We start from the raw sequence: 15,890 nt of genomic DNA, 5'->3' as shown, positions 1-15,890 counted from the left end.
CCATGTGCCGGATATACGGACACTTCGGCGGAGAGCACTCCGCGAACCACCTGCGCACGGTCGCCCTGCTCCAGCGCCACGGCGGCCCCGACGCCCAGTACCAGGCCGCGGGCGACGGCTGGGCGCTCGGCAACAACCGCCTCGCCATCATGGACCTGGACCACGGCGACCAGCCGTACACCCTGGGCGACGGCATCAAGGTCGTCTTCAACGGCGAGATCTACAACCACGTCGAACTCCGCACCCGGCTGCGGACGTTCGGCTACACCTTCGACGACCACTGCGACGGCAGCATCCTCCCGGCGCTCTACCACCACTACGGCGCCGACTTCGCCGAGCACCTCGACGGCATGTTCGCCATCGCCGTCCTCGACCTGCGCCACGAGCCCACCCTGGTGCTCGCCACCGACCAGGCCGGCATGAAGCCGCTCTACTACCGGTGGGACCAGCAGCGCCGCTCGCTGCACTTCTCCTCCGAACTGCCCGCCCTGCTCTCGCTGCCGGGCATCAGCTGGGACCCGTGGCTGCCGGGCCTCGACGCCTACCTCACCAGCAAGACCCCCTTCGGCGAGCAGACGATGGTCGACTCGGTGCAGGTCCTGCCCCGCGCCACCACCGCCTTCTTCACCGCCGCCGACGGGCTGCGCCTCGTGCGCCGCGCCGACGTCACCTCCGACGAGCGGTTCGCCGATCTGGAGAGCGCCGGAGCCCGGCTCCAGGAGGTGCTGCGCGAGCAGACCCAGCTCCTGGCCCTGGCCGACGTGCCGATCTCCGCGATCACCAGCGGCGGCCTCGACTCCAGCCTGGTCACCGCGCTCCTCGCGGAGACCGTGCCCGACCTGACCAGCTTCAACATCGCCTACAAGGGCGACTGGCCCTTCGACGAGCGGCACTTCGCCCGCGAGGTCGCCGAGCTCCACCGCACCCGCTACCACCAGGTCGAGGCCGACCCGGCCCGCTTCCCCGAGCTGATGCGCGACGTGGTCTGGCACCTCGGCCAGCCCAACGCCGATCCCATCTCGATCAGCACCTACCTCCTGTTCCAGGCCGTGCGCGACGCCGGCTTCAAGGTCGCGGTCACCGGCGACGCCGCCGACGAGATCTTCGGCGGGTACGGGCGCATCAAGCAGGCCCTGCTCGACGGCGAGGGCGACTGGGCCCACAACTACCTCGAAGAGCTCGCCGCGATCCCCGGCGAACTGCGCCGATCGCTCTACACCGACGACTACCGCGCCTACCTGACGCAGCACGGCGGGGCGTACGACACCCTGCGCGACACCCTCGGCAAGAAGTACGGCGAGACCGGCGACCGGCTGGCGGCCATCACCGCCTTCGAGGTCGACGAGCGGCTGCCCGCCTACCACCTGCGCCGCGTCGACCACCTGTCCATGGCCAGCTCGATCGAGGTCCGGCTGCCGTTCTGCCAGCCCGCCGTCACCCGGCTCGCCGTCGGCCTGCCCGAGGAGTTCCGCGTCCGCGGCCAGGAGGGCAAGCGCGCCCTGTACCAGGCGGCCCGCGGACTGCTGCCCGACTCGGTCCTCAACCGGCCCAAGCAGCCCTTCACCCTGCCCATCACCGCGATGCTGCGCCCCGGCGAGGCGCTGCTCGACCACGCCCGGGAGACCCTGTCGCCCGCCGCGCTGGCGGCCGGCGGACAGCTCGACCCCACCGCCGTGCAGAAGCTCATCACCCGCCAGATCGAGCGGCCCGACGACACCAGCGCCCTGGCCATCTGGTCGCTGATGGTGCACCAGATCTGGCGGGAGCAGCTCGGCACCCGGCGGACGGCCGCCCTCCCGACGGGGGTGGCGGCGTGATCCGGGCCCACATCGCCTACGCCAAGGGCAGCCCCAGCCCCACCCTGGCGCTGCCCGCCGACGAGCTGCCCGAGCGCCCGGAGGAGCTGGAGCCCCTGCTGCGCGAGGCCGTCCGCGACCTCGTCGAGTACGGCGGCGGCCTGGAGCGGATCACCAAGATCGCGCTCATCGCCCCCTCCACGCACCCCCTGTTCGACATCGACTACCGCTTCGTGCAGGTCATGCCGGGGCCCGAGCCCCGCTTCGACTTCCACGGCAGCTGCGGCCACTCGGTGCTCGCCTCGGTGACGACCGCCGCCCGCCTCGGCTGGGTGCACCGGCTCGCACCCGGGCAGAGGGTGCGGGTCAACGTCCTCAACAACGGCGACCACGTGGTGTGCGAGGTCGACGACTGCGAGCGCGACCGCGCCACCTTCACCGCCCACTTCATGCACCACCCGGCGGTGTGCCTGGACACCCTCACCCACGGCGACGGCCCCACCACCTCGCTCGTCTACGAGGACGGCAGCATCACCGCGAGCTGCGTGTCGGTCAGCAACCCGTACGTCTTCGTCAACGCCGCCGACCTCGGCGTGCGCGACGCCGACGAGCTCTTCACCGACGACCCGGAGCTCTTCGAGGTCCTCCAGCGGATCCGCAGCGCCGCCGCCGACGTCTACCGGCTGCCCCGCGGCGGGGCCTTCCCGAAGATCGCGGCCCTGCTGGCCGACGGCGAGGGCACCATCGCCGCCCGGGCCATCTCCGTGCCCACCTGGCACCCCACCATCGCGCTCACCGGCGCGGTCTGCCTCGGCGCGGCGAGCAAGATGGCCGGCACCGTCCCGTACGCCCTGGCCGGCGCGGCCGCCGCCCCGGGCGAACCGCTCACCATCCGCACCGCGGGCGGCACCACCGTGGTGCGCGCCGCGGTCACCGGCAACACCCCCGCGGACAGCCTCGCCTGGGTGAGCGTCGCCCAGAAGTCCGTGGAGTTCACCGGCTCGCTCACCCTCGAACGGCTCCGGCCGCACGTCCGGAAGGAAGCGCTCTCCTATGCCCACCGCTGAACTCGGCAACACCCCGGCAACCGGCCGGGAGGCGCTGCTCGCCGTCCTCGCCGAGCACGCGGCGACGGCCGACCGGCAGGGCAGGCCCGCCCCCGAGGCGCTGGCGGCCGTCCGCGCCTCCGACGTCACCGGCCTGGTGGCGCCCACCCACCTCGGGGGCGCCGGGGCCGAACAGCTGGCGGTCAACCGGCGGATCGCCGAGATCGCCCGCCACGACCCCTCCATGGCCATCATCGTCTTCCAGCACCTGGCCGTCTCCAGCCGCATCGTCGAGTGGGGCACCGCCGAGCAGCAGGGCGAGCTGCTGCCCCGGCTCGCCTCCGGCGAGTGGCTCGCGGCCTCCGCCTGGAGCGAGTCCGGGGCGGGCGCCGCCAAGCGCAACCTCGCCACCATCGCCGAGGAGCGGCCCGACGGCAGCTGGTCGATCAGCGGCGGCAAGGCCTTCACCACGGGCGCGGGCCTCGCCGATGTCTACCTCGTGCTCGCCCAGACCACCCAGGTCGAGGACGACGGCGAGGTCTACGGCTCCACCGGCCAGAGCTTCTTCCTCATCCCCGCCGACACCCCCGGCATCACCCCGGACACCAGTCTCGACCTGGTCGGCATGCGCGCCTCGGCGACCGGCTTCATCGAGCTGGAGAACTGCGTGGTGCCCGCGGAGGCCATGCTGGGCCCGCGCGACGGCGCGAACCGGGTCATCGCCGGTGTTCGCCAGTCCGGCGCGACGCTGGGCGCCGTCGCCGTCGGCATCGCCGAGGCCGCCTGGGACCACGCCTTCGAGGCCTCCCGCAAGCGCGGCCTCTTCGACCACCAGGGCCTGCGCTTCCGGCTGGCCGAGGTCCGCACCCGCATCGAGGCCGCGCGCGCCCTGGTCGAGCGGGCCGGACGGTGCGACGCCGCCGACCCCGGCGCCGTCACCCTGTACAGCAAGATCTTCGCCGGCGAGGTCGCCGAGGAGGTCGTGCAGACCCTCGCCCGGCTGCTCGGCAGCGCCGGCTACGTCATCTCCAACCCCATCAACCGGATGGCCCGCGACGCCCGCGCCGTGGCGCTCATGGGACCGACGAACGACCTCGCAAGGGAGCTGGTGAGCACCCCGTGGACGCGCTGAACCCCACCCCGGAGTACGACCTCCTCGTCCGCGGCGGACGAATCGTCGACGGCAGCCGGGTCACCGAAGCCGACCTCGCCGTGAGCGGCGGGCAGGTGGCCGCCGTCCTGGCGCCCGGCGCCCCCGCCGAGGCCCGCGAGACGATCGACGCCTCCGGCCTGTACGTCCTGCCCGGCCTCATCGACTCCCATGTGCACTTCCGCACCCCGGGCCTGACCGGCAAGGAGGAGTGGGCGAACGGGTCGCGGGCCGCCGTCGCCGGCGGCGTCACCACCGTCATCGACATGCCCAACACCCGCCCCGCCACCTTCACCCCCGCCGACGCGCACGCCAAACACGCCCTGATCGAGGGCAACAGCCTGGTCGACTACCGCTTCCACGCGGGCGTCAACCCGGACGACGTCGCGCTCCTGGACGACTTCACCCCCCGTGAGGCGACCTCCGCCAAGGCCTTCCTGACCGGCCACCACACCGCGCCGCACGTGCTGCGCGACCCCGCCCGGCTGGACGGCCTCTTCCGGCTCGCCGCCGCCAAGAACCTGCGGCTGCTCTTCCACGCCGAGGACGACGACGTCTTCGCCCTCCTCGACCAGTGGCAGGGCGAGCCCCAGGCGTACCGCTCGTACGAGGCCCACCGGCCGCGCAGCGGCGGCATCGTCGCCGTCGCGAAGCTGATCGAGCTCGCCCGCAGGCACCGCACCGAGGTGCACGTCCTGCACGTGTCCAGCAGGGAGGAGGCCGACCTGCTCACCGCGGCGGGCGCGGCCGGCATCCCGATCACCTACGAGGTCACCGGGCACCACCTCTCCTTCACCACCGACGACACCCTGCGGTTCGGCCCGCGCATCCGGCTCAGCCCCGCCATCCGGGAGCAGGCCGACCAGGACCGGCTCTGGCAGGCCGTCATCCGCGGCGAGGTCGCCAGCGTCGGCAGCGACCACGCCCCGCACGCCCTCACCGACAAGGCCCTGCCCGCCCCCGACGCCCCGCCCGGGCTGCCCGGGGTGCAGGAGCTCTTCCCCGCCCTGCTCACCGGGCTGCGCCGAAGGCTGCCCGACGGCGACGCCGAGCGGGCCCTGCGGATCGCCGTCCGGGTCATGGCGGAGGGCCCGGCCCGCCTGTTCGGCCTCGACGGCCGCAAGGGGGCCCTCACCGAGGGCCACGACGCGGACCTCGTCCTGGTCTCCGCCGACACCAACTGGTGGCTGCGGGCCGAGGAGGCGTACGCCAAGGTCGGCTGGTCCGCCTACGAGGGCTGGACCTTCACCGGCCGGGTGGAACGGACCCTGCGGCAGGGGCACACCGTCTACGCCCGCGGTGCGGACGGCACCGCCGTCTTCGGCCGCCCCGACGGCCGCTGGCTGGAGGCACGGGTGCCCGCCCTGGCCGGAGCCGAGCGATGAGCCGGGGATCGCTGCTCGCGGCCTCCGACGAGCTGGAACCGCTGTTCAAGGACGCGATGGCCGCCCTGGCCGGCGGGGTGTGCGTGGTGACCACCACCGGGCCCGACGGCACGCCGTACGGCTTCGCCGCCACCTCCGTCACCTCGGTGTCGCTCGACCCGCCGATGATGCTGGTCTGCCAGGCCAAGTCCTCGCGCTCGTACGAGCTGTTCGCCGGGGCGGGGCCGGTCGCGATCAACGTGCTGGCGGCCGGACAGCGGTCGGTGGCCGAGCGGTTCGCGACCCCCAAGATCGACAAGTTCGCCGGTACGGGCTTCGAGTACACCGACGGTCTGGCCCCGGAGCTGCCGGGGGCCCTGGCCGCCGTGCAGTGCCGGCGGGCGCGCACGATCGACGCGGGCGACCACAGCGTGCTGCTGCTCGACGTCGTGGCCGTGCGCACCGCCGCCGGCGAGCCGCTGGTCTACCACGGCAGGCGCTACGGGCGCCTGGAGCTCACGACTCGTGGGTGACGAGCGCCGTGTCGAGCTTGCCGAGCAGCGCGGACAGCTGGCCGGCCTCCTCCTCGGAGAGCCCGCTGCCGAGCACCTCGCGCTCGGTCTGCTTCCGGGCGGCGATCACCTGGTCGACGACCTCACGGCCCTTGTCGGTGAGTCGGACGATCACGATGCGCCGGTTCTCCGGGCTCAGCCGGCGCTCGACCAGACCGGCCTTCTCCAGTCGGTTGACGCGGTTGGTCATGGTGCTGTTCGAGATGAGCAGCCGGTCGGCGATGGTCCCCGGGCACATCTCGTGCACCGGCGACTTGGTGCGTAGCGTGGTGAGCACGTCGAACTCCCAGGCCTGCAGCCCGAACCGGGAGCAGGTGCGGCCGAAGCGCAGCTCGGCCTGGCGTGAGACGCGCAGCAGCCGGTCGATGACCGGCAGGGCGACGGCCCCCTCCGTCAGTACCGGAGCGTTCGAAAGCTTCTCATCCATGCCCCGAGCGTAGCCGAGAACTGTTCGATGTCGTAATGATGAAAGGAAACCGATGTCCCTCCTGCACCTCCCCGAGCGTCCCGGCCCGGCCCCCCGCACCCGCGGCCCGGTGCCCCACGGCCAGCTCGACCAGATCGCCCCGACGACGCTTCAGGAGGAGTTCTGGCAGCGGATGCGGGCGCTGAGCGGCGTCTACCTCGCCCCGACCCACGTGCCCTACCCCGAGGCCCGTGCCATCCACCTGGCCCCGGAGTTCGGCACCGGGCCCGACGACGCCTTCATCCGGCAGAGCCGGGAGTTCGCCCACCAGCACCCGCCGCAGGACGGCAGCGTGCACCTCACCCTGCCCCCGGCGACCAAGAAGCACGTCACCGACGCCGGCTGGGGGATCCCGCACCCCATCCAGAACACCCTGCTGCTCTTCGGCCCGCGCGACCGGGACGAGATCGAGGTGGCCTGGCAGATCCTGCTCGCCTCGTACACCTACGCCCGTGGCCGCGCCCACGAGTGAGCCGGCGGACGGTCGGTTGAGTCGGTCGAGGGGAGGGCCCGCCCGTGTGGAACCCACACGGGCGGGCCCCCTCGTGTTCCGGGCGGCTATGCCCCGGGCGGCGACGCGATGCCGTCGAGCAGGACGGCGAGCCCGCTGCGGAAGGCCTCCCGGTGGCTGTCCTCCGGGGCGCCGCCGCCGGCGCTCTGCAAGGCGGCGAGCAGCGGGAAGCGATCCGCGAAGTCCGGTGCCAGCTCGGCCAGTCGGGCGGAGCGGGCGGACCACCAGTCCTCGTCGCTGACGCCGGTCGCGGCCGCCGCGCCGCGCGCGTCCGCGGCGGTGGCCGCCTGGCCGCGGACGAACTGCCAGAGCGCGGCGACCGCCCCGCGCAGCCGCGCCGGCGGCAGACCGGCCGGCCGCAGCGCGCCCAACAGCGCCTCCATTGCGGCGAGTTCGGCCGGGCCGAGGACCGGACGGGCCTGCGAGACCCGGAGCACCCAGGGGTGGCGCAGGTAGCAGGCGTACAGCTCCTCGGCCCAGTCGGTGACGGCCTCCCGCCAGCCTTCCGACTCCCTCGGCCCGGTGGGGAGTTCGGCGAGCACCCGGTCGTGCATCAGGTCGAGCAGCTCGGCCTTGCCGGGGACGTAGGTGTAGAGCGCCATCGCGGTGCGGCCGAGCCGTTCGCCGACGGCGCGCATCGACAGCGCGGCCATGCCCTCGGCGTCGGCCACCGCGATTCCGGCGGAGACGATCGCCGCCACGCTCAGGCCCGGCTTGGGGCCGCTGCGCCCGGTGCGGGGTCCCTCGGGAGCGCCCCAGAGCAGGGCGAGTGAGCGCTGGGCGTCGCCCTGTCCGGCGTAGACGGTCATCCGACATCTCCTTATGGCGTAAAGTATCGCCGCCACGGCAACTCTTTATGCCGTAAGGTTACCAATCGAAGGGGTTTCCCGATGACTCTGCCCGTCACCTTCGTCGAGGTCGTCGAGGCGCGCCGGATCACGCCGCGCACCGCCCGGATCACCTTCGCCGCCGAGGAGCTGCCCGACACCGTCGGCGCCACCCCCGACCAGCAGCTCAAGCTCTGCTTCCCGCGCCCCGGGCAGCGCGAGCCGCTGCTGCCCGCCCGGCAGGACGATCCGACGGGCTGGTACCAGGCCTACCTGGCGATCCCCGAGGCCGAGCGCCCGCTGCTGCGCAGCTTCACCCTGCGCCGCCGCCGGCCCGGCACCCGGCTGATCGAGATCGACTTCGTGCTGCACGGCGACACCGGCCCGGCCGCCGCCTGGGCGCTGCGGGCCGCGCCGGGCGACCGGCTCGGCATGGTCGGCCCCTCCGCGCTGTACGGCCCGGCGGTCCCGTTCGCCGAGGCCGCGACGGCCGCCGACTGGGTGCTGCTGGCCGGTGACGAGACCGCGCTGCCCGCCATCGCGACGCTGTTGGAGGCGCTGCCCGAGGAGGTGCGGGTGTACGCGTGGATCGAGGTCGCCGATCAGATGGAGCGTCAGGAATTGGAAACCCGGGCCGAGCTGGAGGTGGAGTGGCTGTACCGCGACGGCGCCGCCCCGGGCACGCTGCTGGCCGAGGCGTTCGAGGACGGCGTGCTGCCGGGCGGCGAGCCCTTCGTCTGGCTGGCCGGGGAGGCGGGGGCGGTCCGGGCGATCCGCCGGTGCCTGGTGGAACAGGAAGGGGTGCCGAAGGAGGACATCGAGTTCACCGGCTACTGGCGCCACCGGCTGACCCAGGACGACGCGCCGACCGCCGAGGACCTGGCGGACGCTCGGGAGCGGGCGGCAGGGTACTGATCCGGTCACCCCGGCGTCGCCCGATCCGGTCAGGGCCGATCGGCTGAAAGATGCGGATTCGGCCCGATTTCCTCCGTGAATTTTACTGATTGATGGTCAACTTTACTTTCTGATGGGGATTAAACCTCTTGTCGTGATCCTCTCAGGTGCGTTGGAATGCGTCAGCTCTTCATTTTGACGAGAGGATTTACATGATCGGCTGGCGGAAAACCCAGCTAGCAGCCGCCGTCACGGTCACCGCCGCGTCCATGGTCCTGAGCCTGGGGACCATGGCCACCGCGGCTCCGGCCCCCGAACCGCAGAACGCCCAGGCGGCGTCCGCGGACGGGGCCCCGGTACCGGTGATCGTCATTCTCAAGGACCAGATCGCGGACGCCCCGGCCGACCACGGCCACCTGGGCGCCCGTCAGCAGAAGACCGCCGCCGCGCAGGCGCCGCTGCTGGACAAGGTCAAGGCGGCCGGCGGTACCGATATCAAGAGTTTCGTGGTCGGCAACGCCTTCTCGGCGACGGTCAGCCCCGCGCTGCGCGCCCAGCTCCAGGCGGACCCGGCCGTCTCCGCCGTGGTGGCGGACACCCAGGTCCAGGTCGCCCCGCCGGCCGCCGGAAAGGCGAAGGCGGCCAAGGACGCCGCCACGGCCAAGGCGCCCAAGGACGCCACCGCTGCGCAGGCCGTTTCGGGCAGCAACGGCCAGGGCGGCGAGGAGAACGCGACCAACACGGTCTGCCCGTCCGACCCGGGCAAGCCGCTGCTGGAGCCCGAGGGCCTGTACTCGACCCGGGCCGTGACCGGCAACGGCAAGCCCGGCGTGGAGGACCTGGCCACCGGCAAGGGCGTCAAGGTCGCCTACATCGCCGATGCGCTCGACCCGAACAACCCGGACTTCATCCGGGCCGACGGCTCCCACGCCGTGGTCGACTACCAGGACTTCGCGGGCGACGGCTGGGACGCGCCGAGCGGCGCGGCGGAGGCCTTCGGCGACGCCTCGGCGGTCATCGCCCAGGGCCGCCAGGTCTACGACGTCTCCGCGTTCGTCAACCCCTCGCACCCGCTGCCGGCCGGCTGCAACATCCGCATCCGCGGCCTCGCCCCGGACGCCGACCTGGTCGCGCTGAAGGCCGGCGGCGAGATGATGTCCAACTCCTCGATCCTCCAGTCGATCGACTACGCGGTGCGGGTCGCCCACGTGGACGTGCTGAACGAGTCGTTCGGCGGCAACGTCACCCCGGACAGCGGCGCCCACGACACCATCTCGCTCTTCAACGAGCAGGCCGTCAAGGCCGGGGTCACCGTCGCCGTCTCCAGCGGCGACGCCGGCATCAGCGGTACGGTCGGCACCCCGGCCACCGACCCGTACGTGATCGCGGTCGGCGCCTCCACCGACAACCAGAACTACCAGCAGACCGGTTACGCGGCGTCCAAGTTCTCCAACGGGAAGTGGAGCGACAACCGGATCTCCGCGCTCTCCTCGGGCGGCTTCACCCAGGCCGGCCGCACCGTCGACCTGGTCGCCCCGGGCGAGTCGGACTGGTCGGTGTGCACGCCGGACCCGGTCAAGTACACCGAGTGCACCGGCTACAACGGCCGGCCCTCGCCGATCCAGCCCTTCGGCGGCACCAGCCAGTCGGCCCCGTTCGTCACCGGCGCCGCGGCCCTGGTCATCCAGGCCTACCGCGACACCCACGGCGGCGACTCGCCCACCCCGGCGCTGGTGAAGAAGTTCATCACCGGCACCGCCACCGACCTCGGCGTGCCGGCCGAGGAGCAGGGCGCCGGCCTGCTGAACGTCCGCGCCGCCGTCGAGGCCGCCCGCGGCTACCACGGCGGGGACGGCACCGAGGGTGCCAAGACCGTCGTGGTCAACACCGGCCAGGTCGACATCACCGGCGCCCCCGGCTCGACCCACACCGCCGACGTGTCCGTCACCAACACCAGTGACAGCACCCAGACGGTGAGCGCCACGACCCGCGGCTTCGCGCCGCAGTCGGGCAACCAGCAGACCGTCCAGCTGGACTCGGCCTCGACGGACACCTTCAAGTACGCGACCAACGGCGCGGACTGGGTGCAGAAGCAGGTCAAGTTCACCGTCCCGGCCGGCGCCGACCGCCTCGCGGCCTCGATCGCCTGGCAGGGCGCGCCCAACCCGGTCACCAACGGGCCGGTGGTCCGGATGACGCTGCTCGACCCCTCGGGCCGCTTCGAGACCAACACCCGTCCGCAGGGCGGCGCCACCCCGGCGAACTTCGGCCTGGTGGACGTCCCGCACCCGGTGGCCGGCGAGTGGACCGCCGTCCTCTACACCCCGGCCGGCGCGGCCGGCTACACCGGCGCCGTCCAGTTCGGCACCGCCACCCAGCGCGCGGTGCCGGCCGGCGCCGTCAGCCCGAACACCACCGACCTCAAGCCGGGCCAGACCAAGACCCTCAAGGTCCAGCTCACCACCCCGGCCACCAGCGGTGACTCCAGCGAGGCCGTGGTCGTCTCCGGCTCCAACGGCAACACCACCAGCGTCCCGGTGACGCTGCGCAGCCTCGTCCCGGTCAACCAGGGCAAGGGCACCTTCACCGGCACCATCACCGGTGGCAACGCCCGCAGCGCCTCGCCGACGCAGGGATTCTCGTACGCCTTCGACGTCCCGAAGGGCCAGAAGGACCTGCGGGTCGGCCTGACCGTCGCCAAGGACCCGAAGCTGCTCATGCAGGGCGCGCTGATCAGCCCGAACGGCACCCCGGTCGACATCGAGGGCAACGGGCAGTTCGACGCGCAGGGCAACCTGACCGGCACCGGCAACGGCGTCTCCGCCACCGCCGTCAACCCGGCTGCGGGCCGCTGGCGGTTCGTCCTGAACGTGCTCGGCCCGGTCAGCGGCCAGGAGCTCGCCCAGGACTTCACGGGCACCGTGGCGTTCAACCAGAACCAGGCCACCGCGGCCGGGCTGCCGAACGACGCGCGCACCAAGCTGGCGGCCGGCAAGCCGGTCACCGTCCAGGTGGACTACACCAACAACACCGTCTCCACCCAGAAGATCGCGGCCGACGGCCGGCTGGACCGCCGGGTCGACCTGCCGCTGGTGCCGCAGGGCGCCGCGGCGACCGTCACCCTGCCGCTGAGCCTCAGCTCCGCGGTGCCGTCCTTCCTGGTGCCGCCGGGCACCGACCGGCTCAAGGCCGTGGCGGCGTCCTCGACGCCCGCGCAGATCGAGCTGAGCGCCGCCACCGGCTCGCCCGACCTGTTCGGCGACCTGAAGAAGGCCCAGGACGGCTCGACCGTCTCGGTGGTGACCGACAACGGCTCCGCCGAGCAGCCGGTCGTCCCCGGCACCTGGGGCACCTTCGTCCAGCAGATCGGCCCGTTCGGCAACGCCGGGGCGCCGGCCGGCACCTCCACCATCTCGGCCACCGCGCACACCCAGGCCTTCGACCCGGCGCTGACCTCCAGCACCGGTGACCCGTACGCCGCCGGCGTGAACGCCTCGGCCTCGGCCGCCACCCCGGTGACCGTCGCCCCCGGCGCCACCGGCTCGTTCCGGGTGACGCTGACCCCGACCGGCCCGAAGGGCAGCACCGTCAAGGGCGTGCTGTACCTGGTGTCCGGTCCGACCGGTGTGGCCACCGCCAACAACGTGCTGAACACCACGGGTTCGGTGCTCGCGGCGATCCCGTACAGCTACACGGTGAACTGACGTCACGTCAATTCGCTCCACACCGAGGCCGTCCCGGAGTTCCGGGGCGGCCTCGGCCGTGTTCGGAGCGGTGTCGGACGGGGTTCCGGGGGCGGTCGGCTGGGCAGGGTCGGAAGTGAACGCACGGAACCGGATGGGGAGTCGAGAGTTGAGCGACGCGATCAGGCACCACGAGGTCGAGGTCAACGGCGTACGGCTGCACTACGCGGAACAGGGCGAGGGGCCGCTGGTCCTGCTGCTGCACGGCTTCCCGGAGAGCTGGTACTCCTGGCGCCACCAGATCGCGCCGCTCGCCGAGGCCGGCTACCGGGTCGTCGCGCCGGATCAGCGCGGGTTCGCCCGCAGCGAGCAGCCCGAACGGGTGGACCAGTACACCCTGTTGCACCTGGTCGGCGACGTGACGGCGCTGATCGGCGCGCTCGGCGAGGAGCGGGCGGTCCTGGTCGGGCACGACTGGGGCGCACCGGTGGCCTGGACCACCGCGGCGCTGCGGCCGGACCTGGTGCGCGGGGTGGCCGGACTGAGCGTACCGCCGGTCCCGGTGGGCGGCCCGCCGCCGCTGGAGGCCGCCCGGGCGGCCTTCGGCGAGGGCTTCTACCAGGTCTACTTCCAGGAGCCCGGCCGCGCTGACGCCGAGCTGGCCGCGGACGTCCGGGCCAGCCTGCGCCGCATCCTCTGCGGCAAGTCGCCGGACGGCACGCCGCGGGTGTGGGTCGTCGCCGAGGGCAAGGGCCTGCTGGACGGCATCCCGGAGCCGGAGCGCCTGCCGGACTGGCTCACCGAGGCGGATCTCGACGCCTTCGAGGCCGACTACGCCGCGCGCGGCGAGCGGGCCTTCACCGGCGGTCTCAACTGGTACCGCAACCTCGACCGCAACGCCGAACTGCTGGCCGCCTTCACCGGGGTGACGGTCGACGTGCCCGCGCTGTTCGTGGTGGGGGAGCAGGACCTCGTCAACGCGATGGTCCCGCGCCCGGCGCTGGACCAGCTGCTGAGCCGCCTGCCCAGGCTGCACGGGCACGTCCGACTGCCGGACACCGGGCACTGGACGCAGCAGGAGCGCCCGGCCGAGGTGAACGCGGCGCTGCTGGACTTCCTGGCGCACCTGGAGAAGTAGGCCGTCCGGTCGGCCGGCGGGCTCCGCGGGGCCCGCCGGCCGACTACACCGGCAGCAGGCGGGCGATCAGTTCGCCGAGGCGGCGGGCGTTGCGGCAGGAGTGCATCTCCACCACGCCCGCGTAGGCGAGGGCGGCGGAGTCGCCGGTCGGCCAGAGCGAGGGCTGCTCGGGGTTGAGCCAGAACATCCGGCGGGCGCGGGCGTCGATCCGGCGCAGCGCGTCCAGGTTGGGATCGCGGTTGTTGTTCCGGGCGTCGCCGAGGACCAGGACGCAGGTGCGCGGGCCGACGGCGTCCAGGTGGCGTTCGGCGAACTCGCCGAGGGCGGAGCCGTAGTCGCTGTTGCCGTGGTAGCCCGTGACCTTGGCCTCGGCGAGGATCCGGGCGGCCAGCCGGGCCGGGTCGTCGCCGGCCCGGAGCAGGCCGGTGACCTCGGCGGTGCGGTTGACGAAGGCGAACACCCGGACCTTGCTGAACTGCTCGCTCATCGCCTGCACCAGCAGCATGGTGAAGTCGGCGAAGCCCGCGACCGAGCCGGAGACGTCGCACAGCAGCACCAGCTCCGGGCGGGCCGGGCGGCGCAGCCGGTAGGCGGGGCGCAGCGGCACCCCGCCGGTGCTCAGCGAGCGGCGCAGGGTGCGGCGCAGGTCGATCTCGCCGCGGGCGGCGCGGCGGCGCCGGGCGGCCAGCCGGGTGGCCAGCTTGCGGGCCAACGGGTGGACGGTGCGGCGAAGTTCGGCGAGCTGGGTGCGGCCGGCGTAGAGGAAGTCGACCAGGTCGGCGGTGGGGGCGACGGCGCGTTCGGCGATCCGCTCGGGGCCGCGCAGTTCGGCGACCCGGCGGCGGGCCTCGCCGGCGGTCATCGCGCGGAACTCCCGGATGCGGCGGCGGATCTCGTCGGCGAGCACCCGGTCGGCGAGGTCGACGGCGCCCGGGTTCGCCTCGCGCAGGGCGGCGAGGACGCGGGCGAGCAGCGTCTCGGGGGCGAGCCGGCCGAGCGCCTGCTGGGCGGACCAGCCGTCGGAGCCCGGCGAGCCGCCGACGCCGTAGCGGCCGAAGGCCTCCATCACCTCGCCGGCCAGCCGGGCCTGGGCGGCGCGGTCGTCGGCGGCCAGCGCGGCGGCCAGACGCTCGCGCAGCTGTTCGCGCAGTGGGTCGGGGCGCCCGAAGCGCGGCGGTTCGGGGTCGTCGGGCACGGGCGGCGGGTCGGCCCGGACGGCCTCGGGGGTGCCGACGCCGAGCGGGAAGAACAGGTCGAAGGCGGCGTCGAAGACCGTCCGCCCGCCCTCGGAGCGCAGCAGGGCGGCGGCCAGGCCGGCTCGCATCTGCTCGCGGTCGGCGAAGCCGAGGACGTCCAGCACGGCGGCGGCGTCCACCGTCTCGGCGGGGCCGATCGGCAGGCCGTGCCCGCGCAGGGCGCGGACCAGGCCGGTGAGGCGGGCGGCGGTGTCCGCCGGTGCCGCGGCGGTCACGCGAGGGTGAGCTTCTGGGCGGCCTTGCGGACGTCGTCCTGGTGCTTGAGGATCACCCCGAGGGTGTCCCGGACGACGCCCTCGTCCAGGGTGCCGGCGCCGAGGGCCAGCAGGGTGCGGGCCCAGTCGATGGTCTCGGCGACGGACGGTGCCTTGCGCAGCTCCATCGCGCGCAGCGCGCCGACGACGCGGACCAGCGACTCGGCCAGCGTCTCGTCCAGGCCGGGCACCTTGAGCCGGACGATCCGGCGCTCCAACTCGGCCTCGGGGTAGTCAAGGTGGAGGAAGAGGCAGCGGCGGCGCAGTGCCTCGGAGAGCTCGCGGGTGGCGTTCGAGGTGAGCAGGACGAAGGGCCGGCGGCTCGCGGTGATGGTGCCCAGCTCGGGGACGGTGACCTGGAAGTCGCTGAGCACCTCCAGCAGCAGCGCCTCCACCTCGACGTCGGCCTTGTCCATCTCGTCGATCAGCAGCACCGTCGGCTCCTCGCCGCGGATCGCGGTGAGCAGCGGTCGGGTGAGCAGGAACTCCTCGCCGAAGATGTCGGTGCGGGCCTCCTGCCAGCCCTCGTCGCGGCCGGCGGTGATCCGCAGCAGCTGCTTGGCGTGGTTCCACTCGTAGAGCGCGCGGGCCTCGTCGATGCCTTCGTAGCACTGGAGCCGGACCAGCCGGGCGCGGCCGATCTCGGCCACCGCCTTGGCGAGTTCGGTCTTGCCGACCCCGGCGGGGCCCTCGACCAGCAGCGGCTTGCCGAGCCGGTCGGCGAGGAAGACGGTGGTGGCCACGGCGGGGGAGGTCAGGTAGCCGGTGGCGGCCAGCTGTTCGGCGGCGTCCGCCACCGAGGTGAAGAAGCCCGTGCCGTGTCCGTCGCTGCCGCTCATCAACCCGCCCCGTTCCGGTTCGCCGTCTTCGTGCGGCGCCACCCTACCGGCCGGTCACCTCGCTGTCTCGGGCCATGGTGCGGCGGCGTACGGC

13 protein-coding genes are annotated in these 15,890 nt (G+C 73.4%); 9 read left to right on the top strand and 4 right to left on the bottom strand.

Features of this window, described 5'->3' with window-relative positions:
- The first annotated feature begins 2 nt into the window (after window positions 1-2).
- Genes asnB through QWJ13_RS27570 form a run of 5 tightly spaced genes read left to right on the top strand, consistent with a single transcriptional unit; the run spans window position 3 to window position 5,889 of the window.
- Window positions 3-1,817 carry an asparagine synthase (glutamine-hydrolyzing) gene (gene asnB, locus QWJ13_RS27590; RefSeq protein ID WP_316527823.1) on the top strand — a complete coding sequence of 605 codons (1,815 nt, stop codon included), beginning with the start codon at window positions 3-5 and terminating at the stop codon, window positions 1,815-1,817.
- On the top strand, window positions 1,814-2,863 hold the full coding sequence (locus QWJ13_RS27585) for a PrpF domain-containing protein (RefSeq protein WP_316527822.1): 1,050 nt from the start codon (window positions 1,814-1,816) through the stop codon (window positions 2,861-2,863). The genes asnB and QWJ13_RS27585 overlap by 4 nt, the downstream gene beginning before the upstream one ends.
- Window positions 2,850-3,974 carry an acyl-CoA dehydrogenase family protein gene (locus tag QWJ13_RS27580; protein WP_316527821.1) on the top strand — a complete coding sequence of 375 codons (1,125 nt, stop codon included), beginning with the start codon at window positions 2,850-2,852 and terminating at the stop codon, window positions 3,972-3,974. Before QWJ13_RS27585 ends, QWJ13_RS27580 begins: the two co-directional genes overlap by 14 nt.
- Window positions 3,962-5,377, top strand: a complete 1,416-nt coding sequence (locus QWJ13_RS27575) for a dihydroorotase (RefSeq protein WP_316527820.1) — start codon at window positions 3,962-3,964, stop codon at window positions 5,375-5,377. The genes QWJ13_RS27580 and QWJ13_RS27575 overlap by 13 nt, the downstream gene beginning before the upstream one ends.
- Window positions 5,374-5,889: a flavin reductase family protein gene (locus tag QWJ13_RS27570; RefSeq protein ID WP_316527819.1), complete on the top strand. Its 516-nt coding sequence runs from the start codon at window positions 5,374-5,376 to the stop codon at window positions 5,887-5,889. Before QWJ13_RS27575 ends, QWJ13_RS27570 begins: the two co-directional genes overlap by 4 nt.
- On the opposite strand, the gene QWJ13_RS27565 is transcribed toward QWJ13_RS27570, so the two are convergent.
- The gene (locus QWJ13_RS27565; protein ID WP_316527818.1) at window positions 5,873-6,355 is read right to left on the bottom strand and encodes a MarR family winged helix-turn-helix transcriptional regulator; all 483 of its coding nucleotides are present in this window, start codon (window positions 6,353-6,355) and stop codon (window positions 5,873-5,875) included. The genes QWJ13_RS27570 and QWJ13_RS27565 overlap by 17 nt on opposite strands.
- Window positions 6,356-6,407: 52 nt before the next feature.
- Here QWJ13_RS27565 and QWJ13_RS27560 point away from each other — a divergent pair, with 52 nt between their 5' ends.
- Entirely contained in the window at window positions 6,408-6,866 is a 459-nt protein-coding gene (locus QWJ13_RS27560) for a luciferase domain-containing protein (protein WP_316527816.1), read from the top strand.
- Between the two features lie 86 nt (window positions 6,867-6,952).
- Here QWJ13_RS27560 and QWJ13_RS27555 read toward each other — a convergent pair whose 3' ends face one another.
- Window positions 6,953-7,714 carry a TetR/AcrR family transcriptional regulator gene (locus tag QWJ13_RS27555; protein ID WP_316527815.1) on the bottom strand — a complete coding sequence of 254 codons (762 nt, stop codon included), beginning with the start codon at window positions 7,712-7,714 and terminating at the stop codon, window positions 6,953-6,955.
- A gap of 81 nt (window positions 7,715-7,795) precedes the next feature.
- On the opposite strand from QWJ13_RS27555, the gene QWJ13_RS27550 reads away from it, so the two are divergent.
- The 3 genes from QWJ13_RS27550 to QWJ13_RS27540 all read left to right on the top strand — a co-directional run bounded on the left by QWJ13_RS27550 (window position 7,796) and on the right by QWJ13_RS27540 (window position 13,447).
- Window positions 7,796-8,647, top strand: coding sequence for a siderophore-interacting protein (locus QWJ13_RS27550; protein WP_316527814.1), 852 nt, complete (start codon window positions 7,796-7,798; stop codon window positions 8,645-8,647).
- Window positions 8,648-8,916: 269 nt separating this feature from the next.
- A complete protein-coding gene (locus QWJ13_RS27545) occupies window positions 8,917-12,330 on the top strand; it encodes a S8 family serine peptidase (RefSeq protein ID WP_316527813.1) in 3,414 nt (1,137 codons plus the stop codon).
- 148 nt (window positions 12,331-12,478) lie between these two features.
- Window positions 12,479-13,447, top strand: coding sequence for an alpha/beta fold hydrolase (locus QWJ13_RS27540; RefSeq protein ID WP_316527811.1), 969 nt, complete (start codon window positions 12,479-12,481; stop codon window positions 13,445-13,447).
- 43 nt (window positions 13,448-13,490) lie between these two features.
- Here QWJ13_RS27540 and QWJ13_RS27535 read toward each other — a convergent pair whose 3' ends face one another.
- Entirely contained in the window at window positions 13,491-14,918 is a 1,428-nt protein-coding gene (locus QWJ13_RS27535) for a vWA domain-containing protein (RefSeq protein WP_316527810.1), read from the bottom strand.
- On the bottom strand, window positions 14,915-15,796 hold the full coding sequence (locus QWJ13_RS27530) for an AAA family ATPase (protein ID WP_316527809.1): 882 nt from the start codon (window positions 15,794-15,796) through the stop codon (window positions 14,915-14,917). The genes QWJ13_RS27535 and QWJ13_RS27530 overlap by 4 nt, the downstream gene beginning before the upstream one ends.
- Window positions 15,797-15,890: the final 94 nt, after the last annotated feature.

It is taken from the genome of Kitasatospora brasiliensis, assembly GCF_032654805.1.
Classification (GTDB): Bacteria; Actinomycetota; Actinomycetes; order Streptomycetales; family Streptomycetaceae; genus Kitasatospora; species Kitasatospora brasiliensis.
The sequence above is the reverse complement of the archived record's forward strand: the minus strand, read 5'-3'. Positions and strand labels throughout refer to the sequence as shown.

Bases quoted from the DNA above. Each gene is read 5' to 3' on its own strand.
- QWJ13_RS27550 (WP_316527814.1), top strand. From the start codon at position 7,796: ATGACTCTGCCCGTCACCTTCGTCGAGGTCGTCGAGGCGCGCCGGATC.
- QWJ13_RS27570 (WP_316527819.1), top strand. From the start codon at position 5,374: ATGAGCCGGGGATCGCTGCTCGCGGCCTCCGACGAGCTGGAACCGCTG.
- QWJ13_RS27530 (WP_316527809.1), bottom strand. From the start codon at position 15,796: ATGAGCGGCAGCGACGGACACGGCACGGGCTTCTTCACCTCGGTGGCG.
- asnB (WP_316527823.1), top strand. From the start codon at position 3: ATGTGCCGGATATACGGACACTTCGGCGGAGAGCACTCCGCGAACCAC.
- QWJ13_RS27580 (WP_316527821.1), top strand. From the start codon at position 2,850: ATGCCCACCGCTGAACTCGGCAACACCCCGGCAACCGGCCGGGAGGCG.
- QWJ13_RS27565 (WP_316527818.1), bottom strand. From the start codon at position 6,355: ATGGATGAGAAGCTTTCGAACGCTCCGGTACTGACGGAGGGGGCCGTC.
- QWJ13_RS27560 (WP_316527816.1), top strand. From the start codon at position 6,408: ATGTCCCTCCTGCACCTCCCCGAGCGTCCCGGCCCGGCCCCCCGCACC.
- QWJ13_RS27545 (WP_316527813.1), top strand. From the start codon at position 8,917: ATGGCCACCGCGGCTCCGGCCCCCGAACCGCAGAACGCCCAGGCGGCG.
- QWJ13_RS27555 (WP_316527815.1), bottom strand. From the start codon at position 7,714: ATGACCGTCTACGCCGGACAGGGCGACGCCCAGCGCTCACTCGCCCTG.